At 76.3% G+C, this 18,384-nt stretch carries 19 protein-coding genes and 1 riboswitch; of the genes, 12 read left to right on the top strand and 7 right to left on the bottom strand.

What is annotated here, in order from left to right; translation table 11 throughout:
• Positions 1–3: 3 nt before the first annotated feature.
• The 3 genes from O2W15_RS05760 (at position 4) to O2W15_RS05770 (ending at position 2,239) form a co-directional block, all read left to right on the top strand.
• Positions 4–534: a GNAT family N-acetyltransferase gene (locus O2W15_RS05760; protein WP_269178714.1), complete on the top strand. Its 531-nt coding sequence runs from the start codon at positions 4–6 to the stop codon at positions 532–534.
• A 104-nt stretch (positions 535–638) separates the two neighbouring features.
• Positions 639–1,256 (top strand): hypothetical protein, encoded by a 618-nt coding sequence (locus tag O2W15_RS05765; protein ID WP_269178715.1) that lies wholly within the window; start codon positions 639–641, stop codon positions 1,254–1,256.
• Positions 1,257–1,363: 107 nt separating this feature from the next.
• Positions 1,364–2,239 carry a GmrSD restriction endonuclease domain-containing protein gene (locus O2W15_RS05770; protein WP_269178716.1) on the top strand — a complete coding sequence of 292 codons (876 nt, stop codon included), beginning with the start codon at positions 1,364–1,366 and terminating at the stop codon, positions 2,237–2,239.
• 27 nt (positions 2,240–2,266) lie between these two features.
• Here O2W15_RS05770 and O2W15_RS05775 read toward each other — a convergent pair whose 3' ends face one another.
• A complete protein-coding gene (locus O2W15_RS05775; protein WP_269164132.1) occupies positions 2,267–2,725 on the bottom strand; it encodes a cupin domain-containing protein in 459 nt (152 codons plus the stop codon).
• Positions 2,722–3,312, bottom strand: coding sequence for a class I SAM-dependent methyltransferase (locus O2W15_RS05780; RefSeq protein WP_269178717.1), 591 nt, complete (start codon positions 3,310–3,312; stop codon positions 2,722–2,724). The genes O2W15_RS05775 and O2W15_RS05780 overlap by 4 nt, the downstream gene beginning before the upstream one ends.
• 31 nt (positions 3,313–3,343) lie before the next feature.
• Here O2W15_RS05780 and O2W15_RS05785 point away from each other — a divergent pair, with 31 nt between their 5' ends.
• Together O2W15_RS05785 and O2W15_RS05790 are read left to right on the top strand one after the other, a co-directional pair.
• Entirely contained in the window at positions 3,344–4,678 is a 1,335-nt protein-coding gene (locus O2W15_RS05785; protein WP_269164134.1) for a DNA polymerase IV, read from the top strand.
• Positions 4,679–4,739: 61 nt separating this feature from the next.
• Positions 4,740–5,678 carry a tetratricopeptide repeat protein gene (locus O2W15_RS05790; protein ID WP_269178718.1) on the top strand — a complete coding sequence of 313 codons (939 nt, stop codon included), beginning with the start codon at positions 4,740–4,742 and terminating at the stop codon, positions 5,676–5,678.
• Between the two features lie 15 nt (positions 5,679–5,693).
• On the opposite strand, the gene thiD is transcribed toward O2W15_RS05790, so the two are convergent.
• From thiD to thiM, 3 genes are all read right to left on the bottom strand, one after another.
• Positions 5,694–6,512, bottom strand: a complete 819-nt coding sequence (gene thiD, locus O2W15_RS05795; RefSeq protein ID WP_269178719.1) for a bifunctional hydroxymethylpyrimidine kinase/phosphomethylpyrimidine kinase — start codon at positions 6,510–6,512, stop codon at positions 5,694–5,696.
• Positions 6,509–7,174 carry a thiamine phosphate synthase gene (gene thiE, locus O2W15_RS05800; RefSeq protein ID WP_269178720.1) on the bottom strand — a complete coding sequence of 222 codons (666 nt, stop codon included), beginning with the start codon at positions 7,172–7,174 and terminating at the stop codon, positions 6,509–6,511. The genes thiD and thiE overlap by 4 nt, the downstream gene beginning before the upstream one ends.
• Entirely contained in the window at positions 7,171–7,965 is a 795-nt protein-coding gene (gene thiM / locus O2W15_RS05805) for a hydroxyethylthiazole kinase (protein ID WP_269178721.1), read from the bottom strand. The genes thiE and thiM overlap by 4 nt, the downstream gene beginning before the upstream one ends.
• Positions 7,959–8,052, bottom strand: a riboswitch (TPP riboswitch). (Overlaps the previous gene by 7 nt.)
• 103 nt (positions 8,053–8,155) lie before the next feature.
• Here thiM and O2W15_RS05810 point away from each other — a divergent pair.
• The 5 genes from O2W15_RS05810 (at position 8,156) to O2W15_RS05830 (ending at position 12,012) form a co-directional block, all read left to right on the top strand.
• Positions 8,156–8,716 carry a hypothetical protein gene (locus tag O2W15_RS05810; RefSeq protein ID WP_269178722.1) on the top strand — a complete coding sequence of 187 codons (561 nt, stop codon included), beginning with the start codon at positions 8,156–8,158 and terminating at the stop codon, positions 8,714–8,716.
• Between the two features lie 42 nt (positions 8,717–8,758).
• A complete protein-coding gene (locus O2W15_RS05815) occupies positions 8,759–9,526 on the top strand; it encodes a hypothetical protein (protein WP_269178723.1) in 768 nt (255 codons plus the stop codon).
• On the top strand, positions 9,523–10,092 hold the full coding sequence (locus O2W15_RS05820) for a LamG domain-containing protein (protein ID WP_269178724.1): 570 nt from the start codon (positions 9,523–9,525) through the stop codon (positions 10,090–10,092). The genes O2W15_RS05815 and O2W15_RS05820 overlap by 4 nt, the downstream gene beginning before the upstream one ends.
• Positions 10,093–10,180: 88 nt before the next feature.
• The gene (locus O2W15_RS05825) at positions 10,181–11,545 is read left to right on the top strand and encodes an HNH endonuclease signature motif containing protein (RefSeq protein ID WP_269178725.1); all 1,365 of its coding nucleotides are present in this window, start codon (positions 10,181–10,183) and stop codon (positions 11,543–11,545) included.
• A 20-nt stretch (positions 11,546–11,565) separates the two neighbouring features.
• Entirely contained in the window at positions 11,566–12,012 is a 447-nt protein-coding gene (locus O2W15_RS05830) for a GNAT family N-acetyltransferase (RefSeq protein ID WP_269178726.1), read from the top strand.
• Here O2W15_RS05830 and O2W15_RS05835 read toward each other — a convergent pair.
• Positions 12,009–13,793 (bottom strand): helicase, encoded by a 1,785-nt coding sequence (locus O2W15_RS05835; protein WP_269178727.1) that lies wholly within the window; start codon positions 13,791–13,793, stop codon positions 12,009–12,011. The two genes, O2W15_RS05830 and O2W15_RS05835, sit on opposite strands and share 4 nt — an antisense overlap.
• Positions 13,794–13,884: 91 nt before the next feature.
• Between O2W15_RS05835 and O2W15_RS05840 the strand changes: the two genes are divergently transcribed.
• Complete coding sequence (locus tag O2W15_RS05840) at positions 13,885–14,727, top strand: alpha/beta fold hydrolase (protein WP_269164144.1); 843 nt, start codon at positions 13,885–13,887, stop codon at positions 14,725–14,727.
• Complete coding sequence (gene bluB / locus O2W15_RS05845) at positions 14,724–16,451, top strand: 5,6-dimethylbenzimidazole synthase (RefSeq protein WP_269178728.1); 1,728 nt, start codon at positions 14,724–14,726, stop codon at positions 16,449–16,451. Before O2W15_RS05840 ends, bluB begins: the two co-directional genes overlap by 4 nt.
• Here bluB and O2W15_RS05850 read toward each other — a convergent pair.
• The gene (locus O2W15_RS05850; RefSeq protein ID WP_269178729.1) at positions 16,448–18,274 is read right to left on the bottom strand and encodes a SpoIIE family protein phosphatase; all 1,827 of its coding nucleotides are present in this window, start codon (positions 18,272–18,274) and stop codon (positions 16,448–16,450) included. The two genes, bluB and O2W15_RS05850, sit on opposite strands and share 4 nt — an antisense overlap.
• Positions 18,275–18,384 lie beyond the last annotated feature (110 nt).

The following is an 18,384-nucleotide window of genomic DNA, read 5'->3' on the forward strand; positions in this document are numbered from 1 at the left end:
CCCGTGCCCGACCTGGTCGAGCCGACTCCGCGGTTGCACGTCGCCTGGCTCGCCGCGCACCGCGAGTGGGGCGCCGGGGTGCACGAGGACGGCGCCGGCCTGCGGCCCGAGGACGACGTCGAGACGCCCGAGGGCTTCGCCGCCTGGGTCGAACGGCTGCGCGAGGAGTCGGACCCGGGGCGGCCCATCGCCGAGGGGCTCGTGCACTGCACCTACTGGTGGATCGTCGAGGGCGACACCGTGCTGGGGGCCATCGCGCTGCGCCACCAGCTCAACGACTTCCTGCTCCGGGCAGGCGGTCACATCGGGTACGGCGTCCGCCCCTCGGCCCGCCGGCGCGGTGTGGCGACCTGGGCACTGGGCCAGGTGCTGAGCCGGGCCCGTGCTCTGCGGCTGGACCAGGTGCTCCTCACCTGCGAGGAGGGCAACCAGGCCTCGGCGCGGGTGATCGAGCGGGCAGGTGGGCTCCTGGAGGACGTCCGGGACACCGAGCTGGGCCGCGCCCGGCGGTACTGGATCCCGCTCCCCCGCTGACCGGCGTTCACTCGATCGGGGATACGAGACCCGGGCGACTCAACCATGGGCACCCGGCTGCCGATGCTCCAGGCAACGCTCGATCCACGACCTGGAGGTCACCTGTGCTCTCGCTCCTCTCCGGCCTGCTCACCAAGGCCGTCTCCGCCTCACTGGCCGCCAAGGTGGCCGCCGGCGCGACGGCCGTCGTCGTGGCCGGCGGTGGCGCTGCCGTGACCACCCAGGTGGTCACCGCCGCGGCCGAGCCGACGACGTCGGAGGTCAGCACCACGGAGGACACCGCCGTCACCGAGCCCACAGGCGCCGTTGACCCGACCGAGGCCCCGGAGACCTCGGAGCCGGCCGCCCCCGAGGCGCCGGAGACCGAGGAGCCCACGGCCGAGCCGACCACCGAGCCGACGCCCGAGCCGACCCCCGAGCCGGAGCCGGAGGAGACCGAGGAGCCCACGGCCCCCGAGGTGCCGGCCGAGCCGTCGGCCCCGGTGAACCACGGACAGGTCGTTTCGTCGGTCGCCAAGTCCAGCTTCGCGACGGGCCGGGAGCACGGCCAGGCCGTCTCCTCCGCCGCGCGCAACAAGGCGAGCAAGAACGAGCCCGCCCCTGCCCCCGCTCCCGCCCCCGAGGCCGACAGTGCCGAGGCCGTGGAGGTCGCCAGCACCGCTGACGCGACCAGCAACGGCAACGGCAACGGCAACGGCAACGGTCGGGGTGGCCGGGGCTGATCCCCCGCGCCGGGCGGCGACACGTCGCCCGGCGCGCCCGGCAGGTCCGCCGATCCGGGCCGCACGGAACCTACCGTCGGGGCTGGCCGACTCCCCGGGGGCTCCACGTGAAACACCGCATCACCGCGCTGGCCGCGCTCGCCGTCTTCGGCACCGCCGCCTGCGCACCGGCCGACACCCCGTCCGCCACAGGCGCGGACATCGTCTCCGAGGCCGCCCAGCAGTCGCCCTCCGCCGCCCCCACGTCTGGCCAGTCCGCCGCCGACGTGCTGGCCACGCTCCCGGTGAAGGGCCGCGCGGCGAAGACCGGCTACGACCGTGACGAGTTCGGTGCCACCTGGGCCGACGTCGACCGCAACGGCTGCGACACCCGCAACGACGTGCTGGCCCGCGACCTGACGCAGGAGCAGTTCCGGCCGGGCACCCAGGACTGCGTGGTGGTCAGCGGCACCCTGGTCGACCCGTACACCGCCCAGACCATCGCGTTCGAGAAGGGCGATGGCAGCAGCGTCGACATCGACCACGTCGTCGCGCTCAGCAACGGCTGGCAGACCGGCGCGTTCGGCTGGGACGAGGCCCGGCGCACCGCCTTCGCCAACGACCCGCTCAACCTGCTCGCCGTCGACTACGCGGCGAACCGGCAGAAGGGCGACGGCGATGCCGCCACCTGGCTGCCGGGCCACCGCGGCTACCGCTGCGCCTACGTCGCCCGCCAGGTCGCGGTGAAGGCCACCTACGGCCTGTGGGTCACCCAGGCCGAGCACGACGCCATCGCCCGGGTGCTGGACACCTGCCGAGGTGAGCCGGTCCCGACAGCGGCCGCGCCGGTTCCAGTCGACGTTCCCGCGGGAACGTCCACCGCGGTCGAGCCCTTCGCGAACTGCGACGCCGCCCGGGCAGCCGGCGCGGCACCCCTGCACCGCGCCGACCCCGGGTGGTCCGACCGGATGGACGGCGACGGGGACGGCACCGCCTGCGAGTGACTCACCCCGGCCGGTGCACGGTCGGGCTCAGTCCCGCAGGTTCAGCTGGTCGTGCCGGAGCGCGAACTCGTCGATCTCCGCAGGTGTCGGGGTCCGGCCACCGGCGTGCAGCTCCAGCAGCCCCTCGAAGTACTCCTCCCGCGGGATGCCGGGGGTGAAGAGGATCTGGAACCGGGCCCCGACGTCCGGGCCGACCGACCGGAACGCGTGCACCCCGGAGCGCGGCACGTAGACCAGGTCACCGGCGTGCGCCGTCGTCCACTCGCCGTTCGCCAGCACCGCCAGCGACCCCTCCAACACGTGGAACGACTCGCTGAACGTGCGGTGCAGGTGCGGCCCGGGACCGCTGCCGCCCGGGGCCATGGTCACCTCGAACAGCCCGAAGTCGCCGCGGGTCTGGGCGCCGGTGGCGACGAACCGGGTGCGGCCCGCCGAGCGCTGGTCGTCGCGCCGGGAGAAGGTCGCCGGGTCGGGCAGGAGGGTCATGCCGGACGCAGGACGGCGACCAGGAAGTCGGCGTCCGGGGACCAGGGTCGCAGGTCCCAGGTGGACAGCAGCACGTCGGGGGTCAGTCCGGCGCCGTCGGCGTCGGCGAGGAACTCCTCGAAGGCGTAGCCGCGCCCGGCGCCGAAGCCGATCGCCGCCCGCCCGTCCGGGCGCAGGTGGGTGCGCAGCCGACGGAGCACCTCGCTCCGGGTGCTCGGCGCGAGGAAGGCCATCACGTTGCCGGCGCAGACGATCCCGTCGAACCGGTCGGGCAGGTCCAGTTCGGCGAGGTCACCGACCAGCCAGCGGGGCCCGGGGTGGTCGGCCTCGGCGGCGGCGATCAGCACCGGGTCGGCGTCCACCCCGACCACCTCGTGCCCGGCGGCGAACAGGACGGCGCCGACCCGGCCGGGACCGCAACCGGCGTCCAGCACCCGGGCGCCGCGGGGCAGCAGCGCGTCGACCAGCCGCGCCTCCCCCGCCAGGTCCGCGCCCTCGGCGGCCAGCCGGCGGAACCTCTCGACGTAGGCGGCGGAGTGTGCCGGGTCCTCCTGGGACATCCGGCTCCAGCTGCTCTGTTCGACCATGCGGTCATCATGGCGCGGCATCATGGAGGGCGTGCGTCGGGAGCCCAGCATCCTGCACCTGGACCTCGATGCGTTCTTCGCCGCCGTCGAGCAGCGGGACAAGCCCTCCCTGCGCGGCCGGCCGGTGGTCGTCGGGGGCACGGGCGGCCGCGGCGTCGTCTCCACCGCCTCCTACGAGGCCCGGGCGTTCGGCGCCCGCAGCGCCATGCCCACCGCCGAGGCGCGCCGGCTCTGCCCGCCGGGCACCGCCTTCCTCGGTGGCCGCTTCGCCGCCTACCGGCGGACGTCGGAGGTGGTGATGGCGCTGCTGCGGGAGCTCTCCCCGCTGGTCGAGCCGGTCTCCATCGACGAGGCCTACGTCGACCTGGCCGCCGGTGGGCACGACCTGTCGGTCCCCGGGGTCACGGCGCTGGCCGCCGAGCTCAAGGCCCGGATCGCCGTCGCCACCGGCGGCGTGACCGGGTCGGTCGGGATCGGCACCTCCAAGGCGGTGGCGAAGATCGGCTCCGAGCTGGACAAGCCGGACGGGCTGACCGTCGTCCCGCCCGGGGAGGAGCTCGCCGTCCTGCACCCGCTGCCGGTGCGCGCCCTGGGCGGCGTCGGGCCGGCGACGGCCGAGCGGCTGGCCCAGATCGGGGTGAAGACCATCGGCGACCTGCACCGGCTCTCGCTGGTCGACCTGACCAGCCTGGTCGGCCAGGCGCACGGCGCCGGGCTGTACCGGCTTGCCCGCGCCGACGACGACCGGCCGGTGGTCACCGACCGGGAGGCCAAGTCGGTCAGCGCCGAGGAGACCTTCGCCCGCGACCTGACCGACCCGGCCCGGCTGGCCACCGAGATCGAGGCGCTGGCGACCCGGGTGGGCAGCCGGCTGCAGCGCTCGGGCACCTCCGGGCGCACCGTGACGCTGAAGGTCCGCCGCTACGACTTCAGCACCCTCACCCGGTCGCAGACCCTGGCCCACGCCGTGGACGACCCGCGACAGATCGCCGAGATCGCCCACCGGCTGCTCGGCGCCGTGGACCGCAGCGGTGGACTGCGGCTGCTCGGCGTCGGCGTCTCGGGGCTGTCGCCGTACGCGCAGGGCGACCTGTTCGCCGAGCCCACCGAGGTGGTGGAGCCCGTCGAGCTGGTCGAGCCCGCGGAGCTGCCGGCCGACCCGGATCCGGGCCCCGTCGTCGTCGCCTGGTACCCGGGGCAAGACGTCGTCCACCCCGACCTCGGCTCCGGCTGGGTGTGGGGCAGCGGGCTCAACCGGGTGACCGTCCGGTTCGAGGGCCCGCGCACGACGCCCGGTCCGGTGCGCACGCTGGCCGCCGACGACCCGGCCCTCCAGCCGGCCGACCCACCGGACTGGACCCCCTGAACGGGTGGACCCGCCCCTTCGGGGCATGCGCCGGACCCGGTGATCACGACAGACTGCCGACGTGCCCCTGGACCCGGAGAACGGCCCCGATGTCGACGCCCTCGTCGACCGCGGCTGCGCGCTCGCCGAGCTGGGTGACCACGAGCAGGCGGTCGAGCTCCTGGGGAGGGCGGCAGCGCACGGCGACCCGGTCGCCCTCCGCCACCTGGGCTCCTGCCTGGGCGTCCTCGGACGCTGGGCAGAGGCCGCCGTGGCGTACCGCCGGGCGGCCGACGCCGGACAGGACGACGCCTGGCTGGACCTGGCCCGGGCGCTGCTGCGGCTGGGGTGCTGGTCGGAGGCGGAGACCGCCGCCCGGACCGCGGTGGACCGGGGAGAGCCGGGAGGCTGGGCCGCGTTGAGCGTGGCGCTGCAGGGCCAGGACCGGGCGGCCGAGGTCGAGCGGACGTTCCGGGTCGCGGCCGAGCGCGGCGCGCACCCGGCGGCGCTGGAGCTGGCGTACCTGCTGCGGTCGTCCGGGCGGCAACTGGCGGCCTGGCACTGGGCGCAGGTCGCCGCGGACGCCGGCAACCCGGTGGCCCGCGCGACCCTGGCCTGCTGGCGCTGGCAGGAGAGCCACGACCGGGCTCTGGAGCCGGAGCTGCGGGCGGGCGCCGACCACCACCAGCACGCCCGTACCGGCCTGGCCGACCTGCTGCGCAGCACGGGGCGGGTCGAGGAGGCCCGGGCGGTGCTGGAGCGGGGCGCGGCCCGTGGTGAGGTCGCGACCTGGCTCCCGCTGGGCAACCTGTACCGCGACGAGCTGGACGACGCCGTCGCCGCCGAGGCCGCCTACCGGGCCGGGGTCGAGGGCGGTGACCTGCACGCCCACCACAACCTGGCCGTGCTGCTGCTGGAGACCGGCGACGTCGACACCGCCGTCGAGCACTTCTCCATCGCCGCCGCCGGCGGCGACGAGCTGGCCGCCCGGGTGTTGCGCGAGGTCCTCGGCGACAGCTGAGTCAGCGCGGCCGGCTCACCAGCGCCCGGCGAAGTGGTGCACCGGCCCGTGCCCGGAGCCGACGCCGAGGGACTCCCCCGCCTCGAGCGCGGCCTGCAGGTAGTCCCGGGCCCCGTCGACCAGCGGCGCCCAGTCCAGCTCGTCCCCCGCGAGCCGAGCGCGGGCGGCCAGCGCCGCGAGCGCCGAGGACAGCGTGCAGCCGGTGCCGTGGGTCGACGACGTCGCCACCCGCGGCCGCCGGGTCTCCAGCACCCCGGCCGCCGTCGCCAGCACGTCGACGCTCTCGTCCCCGCCCAGGTGCCCGCCCTTGAGCAGCACGGCCACCGGCCCGAGTTCCAGCAGCGCGCGGGCCTGCGGGGCCAGCTCCTCGACCGTCGTCGCCGGCGCCACGTCCAGCAGGGCCGCCGCCTCGGGCACGTTCGGGGTGAGCAGGTCGGTCACCGGCAGCAGATCGGTGCGGACGGCGTCCACCGCCTCCTCCGAGATCAGCCGGTCGCCGCTGGTCGCCACCATCACCGGGTCGCAGACCACGGGGCCGCCCGGGCGGTCGGCCAGCGCGGCGGCGACCGTCCGCACGACGTCCGCGGTGCCGAGCATGCCGAGCTTGGTGGCGTGCACGGTCACGTCGTCCAGCAGGGTGGCCAGCTGCGCGCCGACGAAGTCGGCCGGCACCTGGTGCACCCCGGTGACGCCGCGGGTGTTCTGTGCGGTGAGTGCGGTGAGCACCGCGGTGCCGTAGACGCCGAGCGCGCTGAAGGTCTTCAGGTCGGCCTGGATGCCGGCGCCGCCGCTGGGGTCGCTGCCCGCCACGGTCAGGGCCACTGCTGCGGTCATCGGGCCACCAGCTCCCCGGCCATCGCGGCGCGCAGCGTGCGGGCGGCGGCCGCCGGGTCGGTGGCGGCGCAGATGTCGGAGACGACGCAGATGCCGTCGACCCCGGTGCCGGCCACCGCAGCGGCCGTGGCGGCGGAGATGCCGCCGATGGCCACCGACAGCAGGCCCCCGGCGCGGGCCCGGGTGGCCAGCGCGCGGGTGCCCGGGAGCTCCAGGGCGGCGCCGGCGTCCGGCTTGGTCGGCGTCGACCAGACCGGGCTGAGCCCGACCAGGTCGGCGGTGCCGGGCGGGAGGGCGAGCACGTCGTCGAGCTCGGCCGCGCTGCCGACGGAGACGCCGATCAGGGCGTCGGGCCCCAGCAGCGTCCGGACGTCGGCGGCCGGCAGGTCGTCCTGGCCCAGGTGCACGCCGTCGGCCCCGGTGAGCAGGGCGACGTCGACGGCGTCGTTGACGAAGAGCCGGACGTCCGGGGTCGGCCGGAGCACCTCCTGCACCGCGCGGGTGAGGGCCAGCAGGTCGCGGCGGCCGGCGGCCTTGTCCCGCACCTGGACGGCGGTCACCCCACCGGAGACGGCGGCGGCGACCACCTCGGGCACCGACCGGGGCGCGCAGAGCAGCGTGTCGGTGACCAGGTAGAGCCGGGGGTCGAAGCCGGCCCTCATGCGCTGCGGACGTCGGCGCGGGCGAGCGCGTCGCCGTCGACCGCGTCCAGCGCGTCCAGCCACAGCGCGGCGAACGTGCCGGGCCCGGCGGCGAGCCCAGCGGCGGCCTCGGCGGCCAGCGCCACGTGCGCGTGGGCGGCGACCACGGCGATGAGCGGGTCACCGGTGGTGGCGGCGTAGGCGGCGACGATGCCGCCGAGCGCGCAGCCGGCGCCGGTGGTGCGGGTGAGCAGCGGGGAGCCGCCCCCCACCCGGACGACCCGGTCCCCGTCGGTGACGACGTCGACCGGACCGCTGACCGCGACGACGCCACCGGTCCGGCGGGCCAGCTCCTGCGCCGTCTCCAGCGCCGCCTCCGGGGAGTCGGTGCTCTCCACGCCACGGCCGCCCTTGCCCGCGCCGGCCAGGGCCAGCACCTCCGAGGCGTTGCCCCGGAAGACGGTCGGGCGCAGCTCGACCAGGTCGGCGGCGAGCTCGGTGCGGAAGGTGAGCCCGCCGACGGCCACCGGGTCCAGCACCCACGGGGTGCCCACCTCGCCGGCGGTTCGGGCGGCGAGCCGCATCGCCTCGGCGGTGCGCTGCTGCACCGTGCCCACGTTGACCAGCACCGCGGAGGCGACGGCGGCGAACTCACCGGCCTCGGCCGGGTCGTCGACCATGGCCGGTGCAGCGCCGATCGCCAGCAGCGCGTTGGCGGTGATCGTCTGCACGACCGTGTTGGTCAGGCAGTGCACCAGGGGTGCGGAGTCGCGCAGCGCCGTGCCGGCAGCGCGCAGATCGATGGCGTCCATCGCCGTGACATCCCTTCGCCAGTACCAACTGGAGCAGGTTCGACGGGTGTGCTCTCAGTCCCCGGTGGGACACCCCGTGTCAGCTCCCGACGCTAACACCGCCCTGCTCACCCGGGAGGGTGACGGGGGAGCTCAACGTCCGGTCCGGTCCCGCCGATGGAACGGGGTGAGGTCTCATCGTGCGCGCCGGGTGCGCCTCGGCACGGCTGTCTCGGCCGGCACCGCGCTGGTGCTGGCCGCAGCCCTCGTGTGGCACGGCGCCTACGCCGGGTTCAGCGACACCACCGTCAGCCGGCCGTTGCCCACCGTGAGCACCGGCACGCTCACCCTGACCGACGACGACTCCGCCGTCCGGATGTTCACCGCCACGGGGCTGCGGCCCGGGGCCACAGCCACCAGGTGCATCGCCGTCGCGGCCGCCGGGTCGCCGGCGACCGTCCGCTTGTACGGCACCGGCCGGAGCAGCACCAACGGGCTGGCCGGTCAGCTCGACCTCACCATCGCCGTGGGAACGGGAGGCGGCAGCGGCAGCTGCACCGGCTTCCAGCCCTCCGCCACGGCCTACACCGGCACCCTCGCCGCATTCCCCACCGACGGCTGGACCGTCGGCGTGGGCAGCTGGACCAGCTCCGGGGCAGCGCCGACCAGCCGGGTCTATCAGATCGGCTACACGCTGCGGGCGAGCGCACCCGCCAGCACTCAGAACGGCACCGCGACGCTCAGCCTCGTCTGGGAGGCACGCACCCGATGACCGCCACCCGCGTCGCCGCCTGGCGTCAGCACGTCCGCGCTGGTGGTCAGCAGCCTCGCCCGGGCGCTGCTCGGCACCGTGGCGCTGCTGCTGCTCGCCTCCGTCGCGCCGACCGTGGTCGGCTGGCAGACCACCGTCGTCCTGTCCGGGTCGATGGCACCCGGCGTCTCCTCCGGGGACGTCGCCGTCGTCCGGCCGGTGCCCGCCGCGGAGCTCGCCGTCGGTGACGTGCTCCTCGTCGACGACCCCGACTCCCCCGGCCTGCTGCGCCTGCACCGGCTGGTCGCCGTCGAGGACGGCGGCCTGCGCCTGCAGGGCGACGCCAACCCCACCCCTGACCCGCAGCTCGTCGACCCGTCCGCCGTGCACGGCGTCGGGGCGCTCCGGCTGCCCGGTCTGGGCCTACCGGTGCTGTGGGCCGCCGAGGGCCGGGCGCTCCCCCTCGCCGGCGGTGCGGCCCTGCTCGCACTCGTCGTCACGCTCGCGCTGGCCCACCGCACGCCCGAGGACGACGAGGAGCCGGCGACGGGGAACCCGTGGCGGGCCGCCCGGACCGCCGTCCCCGCGGTCGCCGTCGGCCTCACCGCCCTGCTCGGCACCCTGCCCGGGCTCTCGGTGGCGGGCGCCGTCTTCACCGCGACCACCGCGAACGACGCCAACTCCTGGGCCTCGGCCCGCTACTACACCTGCACTCCGCCGGCGCGAGCGCGCCCGGCTACCTGGCTCTGCAGGAGACCGCGGGGCCGGTCGCCGCGAACAGCGGGCTCTACGCGAGGTCGGTCAACGGCTGGTACAGCGGCAGCGGGGTGACCTACCGGGTCCCCGGCCCGGCCTGCGGCGGCGACGGCAAGGCGGTCAGGCTCGACGGTGGCTCCGGCTTCATCTACTCCACGACGGCGCTGGCCGATCCGCAGACGTTCACCGTCCAGGTCTGGTTCTCGACCACCACCAGGGAGGGCGGCAAGCTGATCGGGTTCGGCAACGGCACCAACGGGGCCGCCTCCAGCCAGTACGACCGGCACGTCTACATGACCCACTCCGGCAAGCTCACCTTCGGTGTCTACAGCGGGTCCCCTCAGACGGCGACGTCCCGCGACGGCTACAACGACGGCGCCTGGCACCAGATGACAGCCACCTTCTCCCCGGGCACCGGCCTGCGGCTCTACGTGGACGGCGCCCTGGTCGCCGCGCGCCCGGAGGCGACCTCGGCCGAGCCGTTCACCGGCTACTGGCGGGTCGGGTACGACTCGATCGGCCCGGCGTGGCCGGCGAACCCGCGGAGCGAGCACTTCGCCGGGTCGGTCGCGCACGTGAGCGTCTACGCGAACGTGCTGTCCGACGCGGACGTCGCCGCCCAGTACCGCGCCGCCGGCTGAGCCGCGGACCCGCTGAGGCGTTCCCGCGGGAACGTCGCCGGGTCGCTGAGCTGCGGTTCCTGTCGTACCTCGGCCCTAGCGTCGGGTCATGGGTGCAGTCGCGGCGGTGCGTGGGATGTCGGAGCAGCGGTCGGTCGAGGAGCTGGCCCGGGAGATCCGGTCGGGGGCGGTGCGGCTGGCGGCGGCGACCGCTGCCTGGCTGCGGCTGGTCGCGGAGTTCGACGCCCGCGAGGGCTGGGGTGAGGTCGGCGTGCAGAGCTGTGCGCACTGGTTGGCCTGGCAGTGCGGGATGAGCCCGGGTGCCGCGCGGGAGCACGTGCGGGTCGCCCGCGCGCTCGGCTCGCTGCCGGTGACGGCGGAGGCGTTCGCCGCGGGGCGGCTGTCCTACTCGAAGGTGCGGGCGATCACCCGGGTGGCCGATGCCGGCACCGAGGTCGAGCTGGTCGAGCTGGCGCGGCACGCCACGGCGTCCCAGGTGGAGCGGGTGGTGCGCGCCTGGCGCCGGTCGGACGCCGTCGACGAGGAGCTCGTCGCGGAGAAGCGGTCCTTCCAGTGGCACTGGGACGCCGACGGGATGCTCGTGCTGCAGGTCCGGATGGACGGCGAGGCCGGCGCGGCGCTGCTGGCGTCGGTCGAGTCGCTGGCCGAGCGCGACGCCCGCCGGGACCGCGCCGCCGCGACGCGGGCCGCCGCTGCCGCCGACTGCCCGGCAGACCCCGAGACGTTCCCGCGGGAACGGATGAGCGCGCGGCGCTGCCGGGCGCTGGCCCAGCTGGCCGAGGTCGCCGCCGACACCGGACGGCGGGCGGGCGACCCGCCGCGTCGGGAGGTGGTGGTGCACGTGGACGCCGACGTCCTGGCCGACGACGCCGCCGCGGGGCGGGCGCACCTGGAGGGCGGCCCGGCGCTCACCCCGGCCCAGGTGCGGCGGATGGCCTGCGAGGCGGCGCTGACGGTGATCGTCGAGCGGGACGGTCAGCCGCTGGCGCTCGGACGGCGCCGGCGGCTGGCCACCGTGACGCAGCGGCGGGCGCTGCTGGCCCGGGACGGCGGCTGTGCCCGGCCGGGCTGCACCGAGACCCGGATCGAGCGGCTGCACGCCCACCACCTCACCCCGTGGCGGCTGGGTGGCCGCACCGACGTGTCGGCGATGGTGCTGCTCTGCGACGTCGACCACGGCCTGGTGCACGACGAGGCTCTGGTGCTGGAGCGCCGGGGTCGGGAGCTGGTGGCCCTCGACCGGGCCGGGCAGCGGGTCTGGGGTCCGCCCGACCCGGCCTTCGCCGTCGGTCTGCCCGCGAGGGAGGCCACGTCGCCGCGGCCGCTGCTGACCCTGGTGCCGGACGCCGCACTGCCGGACGCCTGGCCGGCCGGTGGGGAGCGGATGGACCTCGGGCACGTCGTCTGGGCGCTGCTGGCCCACCGCGAGCACCTGCGGCGAGCGGCGTCCTGACCGCTTGCGACGATGCACCGGTGACCGATGCACCCGCCCTGCGCGAGGCGGCCTTCGCCGAGCTGACCCCGGCGGAGCTCTACGGGATCCTGCGGCTGCGGGTCGACGTCTTCGTCGTGGAGCAGGCCTGCCCGTACCCGGAGCTGGACGGCAGGGACGCCGAGCCGACCACCGTGCACCTCTGGCACGAGGCGGACGACGGCACGGTGCTGTCCACGATCCGGGTGCTGACCAACGGCGAGGACCGGGCGATCGGCCGGGTCGCCACGGCGGAGGGTGCCCGGGGTCGAGGGCTGTCTGCCCAGCTCGTCGCCCGCGGCATCGAGCTGTGCGAGGGCCGCACGATCGACATCGGCGCCCAGGCGTACCTGGAGTCCTGGTACGAGCGGTTCGGGTTCCGTCGCTCGGGGCCGGACTACGTCGAGGACGGCATCCCGCACCTGCCGATGCGGCTAGAGCCCCGCTAGTCGGCTCCGGTCAGCGAGGTCGTGGGCAGCCAGTCGGCGTCGAGCAGTTCGGCGATCTGCTGCAGCCCGGCAGTGTCGCCGCCGGCTGTCGAGCCGGTGACCGCCAGCCGCTCGACCATCACCCGGGCCACGTCCTCCTCCACGGTGTCCTGGGCGAAGGCCACCCGCCACGGTGAGACCTGGTGGTCGCGGTGCGTGCGGCCGGTGACCTGCCGGGCGGCGATCCCGGAGAACCGCGGCTGGTGGAACAGCCCGACCCGCGGCGTGGTCGACGCGGTGTGGCCGCCGGGCAGCACCTCCCCGGCGTGCAGGCTGATCGACGCGGTCACGGTGAACACGCACACCGGCGCCTCCCCCGTCTGGAAGCGCAGCCGCTCGGCCTCCACGTCGAAGCGGTCCCGGCCGTAGATCGAGGCGACGGCCACCCCGCCGTCCAGCAGGGACTCCCGGATCGGGTCGGCGGCGGTCTCGACGAACTCCACCGACACGGCCACCTGCCGGTCGGCCTCCACCTGGGCCTTGACCCAGTCGACCGTCGCCGCCGCCCGGATCAGCCCGGCCTTCTGCCGGAACCGCAGCAGCGCCGCCCGGCCGCGCGCGGTCTCCCGCTTCCGGCGGGCCAGCTGCATCTCCGCACGGAACTCCGACCACTCGGCCTCGTACTGCGCGCGCTCGGCCGGAGTCAGCTCGACCGGGGTGCCGGTGACCGACACCGGCCCCCACGGGGCGGGGCGGTGCAGCGTGGCCGGCGGGTCGGTGTCGGCCAGCCAGCTGCGCAGCCGGGTCAGGTCCGCCCGGCGCTCCTCGGCGTCCTCGGTCCAGCTCCAGCCGTACCGGGCACGTTCCACGTGGAACCCGTGCGCCGCGAGCCGGCTGGGCAGGTCGGCCCACTCCTTCAGCGGTTCCCCGTGGACGGCGGCGAAGTGCGGCGCGAGGTAGGGCAGCTCCAGCGGGGTGTGTGCCGGGGTCGCGGTGGCCAGCAGCACGTACGGGGCGTCCTTGACCCGGCCGGCGCCGGACACCGACCGCCAGTGCTTCCACCGCTGCGTGGTGGTGTGCCGGACCATGTGCGCCTCGTCGGCGACCACGACGTCGAACCGCTGCCCGGTGGCCTTGGTCAGCCCGGCGACCTTGCCCAGCCGGTCCCAGGTGGTCACGCACCAGCGCAGCCCGCTGTCGCCGAAGGCCGCGATCGAGCGGGCCCAGTGCGGCACCGTGATGGCCGCCGGCCGGTCGGCGACGACCAGCACCGTGCGGACCGGCCGCTGCTGGTCCGCCCGCCGGGCTGCGATCTGCGCGACGGCCAGGACCGCGGTGCCGGTCTTGCCCACACCCGGGTCGTCGCCGAGCAGGAACATCCGCCCGCCGGCGGCCTCGTGCGCGGCGATGACCGCCGCCCCGGTGACCTGCTCCGGCCGTGGGGACATCGGGCGGCCCGCCGGCACCGGTCGGGGCTCGGCGTTCAGCTCGTCCTCGAGGAACCGCTCCAGGCTGTACGGCGGCGGGTCGTAGGGCGCCAGCGCCGCGGGCAGGGTGGCGCCCACGTACACGTGCGCGGACAGGCCGGCGTGCCAGCTCGCCCCCGGTGCCGGCGCGCGGAACGGGACGGCGAGCACCCAGACCCGCTCCCCCGGCCCGGCGACCGGCAGCTCGGCGCCCGCCTTCGGCGCGGCCTTCCGGGGGGCCGCCTTCCGGGCGGCTGCCTTCCGCGGCGCCGCCGTCCGGGTGGTCGTCGTGGTGGTGCGGGACGAGCTGGTGGGGCGCCGTCGGCGTCCGGGCACGGGGGAACTCCTGGGGGTCGACGACCGGTCCGCCCGACGTTACGGGCGCCCACCGACACCCAGGCGCAACGACATGTGCTGCGATCAGCGCATGACCGAGGACATCCGCCTGTCGGCCCGCACGCTCGGCGACACCGGGCCCCACGTGGTCTTCGTGCACGGCCTGTTCGGCCAGGGCCGCAACTGGACGACGATCGCCAAGGCGCTGGCCGCCGACGGGCACCGGGTCACCCTGCTCGACCTGCCCAACCACGGGCACTCCCCGTGGACCGACCGGGTCGACTACGTCGACATGGCCGAGTTCGTCGCCGCCGAGCTGGCCCAGCTGGGCGAGCCGGTGACGCTGGTCGGGCACTCGATGGGCGGCAAGGTGGCGATGCAGCTGGCGCTGCGCCGTCCCGAGCTGCTGCGCGCCCTCGTCGTCGTCGACATCGCCCCGACCGACTACCCCGAGTCCGGTGGCCGGACCGAGGACCCCGACGAGGAGGCCTCCCCGTTCGCCGCGTTCATCACCGCGATGCAGGGCATGGACCTCGACCGGCTGGAGACCCGCGAGGACGCCGACCAGGCGCTGCGCGCCGCCGTCCCCAGCACGATGGTGCGGTCGTTCCTGCTGCAGAGCCTGGTCCGGGACGGCGTCGGGGAGGGTGACGGCTGGCGCTGGCGGCTGAACCTGGAGACCCTGGCCCGCGACCTGGGCGAGCTGCGCCGGTTCCCCGATCCGCCGCCGGGGGCCACCTACGAGGAGCCGGTGCTCTGGATCGCCGGGGCCAACTCCACCTACGTGCTCGACGACGACCGGCCGCGGATGGACGAGCTGTTCCCGACGACCCGGCTGGTGCGGGTGAAGAACGCCGGGCACTGGGTGCACTCCGAGCAGCCCGAGGTCTTCCTGGAGACGGTCCGCCGGTTCCTGCGGCAGGTGGAGGGATGACGTACCCGCGGCCGGTGCCACTGATCGGCGACGGCACCGCGGCCACCGAGCGCGCCGCCGACCCCGCCGGCTGGGCGCTGCCGGAGGCCGACCGGGCCGGGCTGTACCGCACGGTCGAGGCCCGCCGCGACGTCCGGCGCTACCGCCCGGACCCGGTGCCCGACGAGGTGCTCACCCGGGTGCTCACCGCCGCGCACCAGGCGCCGTCGGTGGGACACAGCCAGCCGTGGCGGTTCGTCGTCGTCCGGGACGCCGGCATCCGGGACACCGCCGCCGTCCTCACCGACCGGGAGCGGCTGCGCCAGGCCGCCCGGCTCGACCCGGACGCCGCCGCCCGGCTGCTGGACCTGCAGCTGGCCGGCGTCCGGGAGGCGCCACTGGGCGTCGTCGTCTGCTGCGACCGGCGGGCGCCGGCGGCCGGCGTGCTGGGCCGGGCGACCTTCCCCGACGCCGACCTGTGGAGCTGCGCCACCGCCGTCCAGAACCTGTGGCTGGCCGCGCGGGCGGAGGGCCTGGGCGTCGGCTGGGTGACGCTGTTCCGCCCCGACGAGCTCGCCGGCCTGCTCGGCCTGCCCGACGGGGTGGTCACGCTCGGCTGGCTGTGCCTGGGCTGGCCCGACGAGCGCCCGCCGGTGCCGGGTCTGGAGCGGGCCGCCTGGTCGCGTCGGCAGCCGCTGTCCGACGTCGTGCTGGCCGACCGGTGGCCGGCCGAGGAGGCCGCGCCTGCACCGCCGCCGTCCCGGCTGCGCAGCCCGGCGCCCGAGCAGGTCGTCGGGGCTCGGGACGACGCCGACCGGCTGCTCACCCCGCCGGGGTCGCTGGGCGTGCTGGACGGCGCGGTCGCCCGGGCGGTGGCGCTGGGCCGGGGCGGTCTGACCGGTGGTGTGCTGCTGCTCGCCGCCGCCGACCACCCGGTCACCGCGCACCGCGTCTCGGCCTACCCGGCGTCGGCGACCCGGGACGTCGTCACCGCCGCGGTCGCCGGGGTGGCGATGGGGGCGACCGCCGCCCGGTCGGCGGGGCTGGACCTGGTCGTGGTGGACGCCGGGGTAGCCGGGCCGGCGGTGCCCGGTGCGGTCGTGGCCCGGCCGTCGGGAGCCCGCGGCGACCTGGTGACCGGGCCGGCGATGACCGCGGCGGACGCCGCTGCGCTGCTGGCGGCCGGCCGGGCACTGGGCGTCGAGCACGGCCGAGCAGGGCTGGTGGCCGTCGGTGAGGTGGGCGTCGGCAACACCACGGTCGCCGCCGCCCTGGCCGCCGCGCTGATGCACGTGGAACCAGCCGTGGTGGCCGGGCTCGGGTCCGGCGCGGACGCGGCCATGGTCGAGCGCAAGCGGGACGTCGTCGCGGCGGCGCTGGCCCGGGCCGGCCCCGACCTGGACCCGCTGACCGCGCTGGCCGAGCTGGGCGGACCCGAGCTCGCCGTGCTCGCCGGGGTGGTGCTGGGGGCGGCGGAGGCAGGGGCGGTCGTCGTCCTCGACGGGTTCGCCACCGCGGTCGCGGCGCTGGTCGCCGTGCTGCTGGAGCCCGCGGCGCAGTCGGCGCTGGTGGCCGGGCAGCGCAGCCGGGAGCGGGGCAGCGACGCCGTCCTGCAGGCGCTCGGCTGCGAGCCGCTGCTGGACCTGCGGCTGCGCGCCGGCGAGGGGGTCGGGGCGGTGCTCGCCGCCGGCCTGCTCCTGCACGGGCTGCGGATGCGCCGGGAGACCGCCCGGGTCGAGGCCTAGGTCCCAGCGGTGGGTGGTGCGACCCGGACGGCGATGAGGGCCACGTCGTCGTCGGCGCCGGCGGCGGGCAGCAGCGTGTCGACCACCCGGTCGCACAGCTCGTCCAGGCCCAGCGCGGCGGCGCCGGTGAGCACCCCGACCAGGCGCTCCAGGCCCTGGTCGAGGTCCCGGGCGCCGGCCGGGCCGGCGCCGTGCTCGATCAGCCCGTCGGTGTAGAGCAGCAGCGTGGACCCGGCGGGCAGGGAGCACAGGTGGTCCGGGCGCAGCTGGTCGGGCAGCACGCCCAGCGGCATCCCGACCGGGTCGGTGAGCACGTCGACGCGGCCGTCGGCGTGCAGCAGCAGCGGAGGCGGGTGCCCCGCCGAGGACCAGCGGATGCTCCGCTCTCCACCGGGGGAGGTCGCCGGGTCGCCGTCGATCTGGGCGACCAGGACGGTGGCGAACACCCCGTGCGCCAGGGTGTCGCAGGCGGCGTCCACGGCGGCCAGCACGCTGCCGGCGGTCGCGGTGCCGTCGTGCCCGGCCATCCGCAGCATCGTGCGCAGCTGGCCCATCGTGGCCGCCGCCTCGATGTCGTGGCCGGCGACGTCGCCGATGACCAGGCTGGTGGTGCCCCGGGCGTCCAGGTAGGCGTCGTACCAGTCCCCGCCGACCAGCTGGGCATCGCCGGCCGGCTGGTACCGGGCGGCCAGCTGCAGGTGCTCGGGGCGGGGCAGCACCGGGGGCAGCAGCGCACGCTGCATCGTCTCCGACATCGAGCGCTGCCAGGCGTAGGCCAAGGCGTTCTCCACCACCAGTGCGGCTCGGTCGGCCATCGCGGTGACCAGTTCCTGCTCGACCCCGCTGTACGGCGGTGCCGCCCCGGTCCGGGCCACCACCAGGACCGCGACCACGCCACCGCGGCTGCTCAACGGCGCGACGAGCGCGCTGCTGACCCCCAGCCGGGCGGCCGCGTCCCGCTGGGCGGGGGTCAGCGCGGCGTCCGCCGGGACGTCGATCAGCTGGACCCGGCCGGTCACGGCGACGTGGCCGGGACCGGAGGCCTCGCCGATCCGGCGGCCCACGCCGTGCACCCACTCCTCCAGGACCGCGAGCTGGTCGTTGTCGGCGTGCCGGACGGCCACGGGGGCCAGGCTGCCGTCGCGCTCCACGGTGCAGACGTAGGCGAGGTCGCCCAGTGCCGGGACGGCCAGCCGGGCGATCGCCTCCCAGACGCCGGCGGGCTCCAGGCCGGCGGTGAGCAGGTCGCCGATGCGTGCCAGCAGGGCAGCGCGGTCCGCCTCCGCCCGCGCCTCGGCCCGGGCCTGCTCGGCCCGGAGCATGGTCACCCGCAACGCGACCTCACGGGACGCGATGGCCGCCAGGTCCTCCAGCAGCTCGATGTCGTCCGTGGTCCACTCGTGGGCGACGGTGTCGACCACGCAGAAGCTGCCGAGCACCTCCCCGTCGGGGGTGTGCACCGGGAAGCCGGCCCAGGCGCGGACGCCCAACTCCTCGACGTGCGGGTTCCGCTTCGTCCGCTCGTCGGCGGTCACGTCGTCCAGGACCAGGGGATCCCCACCCAGCACGTACTGGCAGAAGGACTCCTCGACGGTGCTCTGCACCGGGCCACCCGGCTCCGTGCCCTGGCGGCTCAGCCAGTAGGACCGCTGGTCGTCGACGACGGTGAGCAGGGCCACCGGTGCCCCGGTCAACCGCCGGGCGAGGGCGGTCAGCCGGTCGAAGGACTCCTCGGCGGCCGCGTCGAGCAGCTCGGTGGCACGTACCGCGGCGAGCCTCGCCCGGGCACCGGCGCTCTCCGCAGCGGTCACCGGGTGGGGCACGGACGAGCCGTCGGGTCTCCGGGGTGCACGGCACCATTGAACACAGCAGGGACGACGACCGGTGGCCGGTGCCGCGAGAGGGTGACGTGCCGGACCGGGACGGCCATCCT

Source organism: Modestobacter sp. VKM Ac-2979 (assembly GCF_026967995.1).
GTDB lineage: Bacteria > Actinomycetota > Actinomycetes > Mycobacteriales > Geodermatophilaceae > Modestobacter.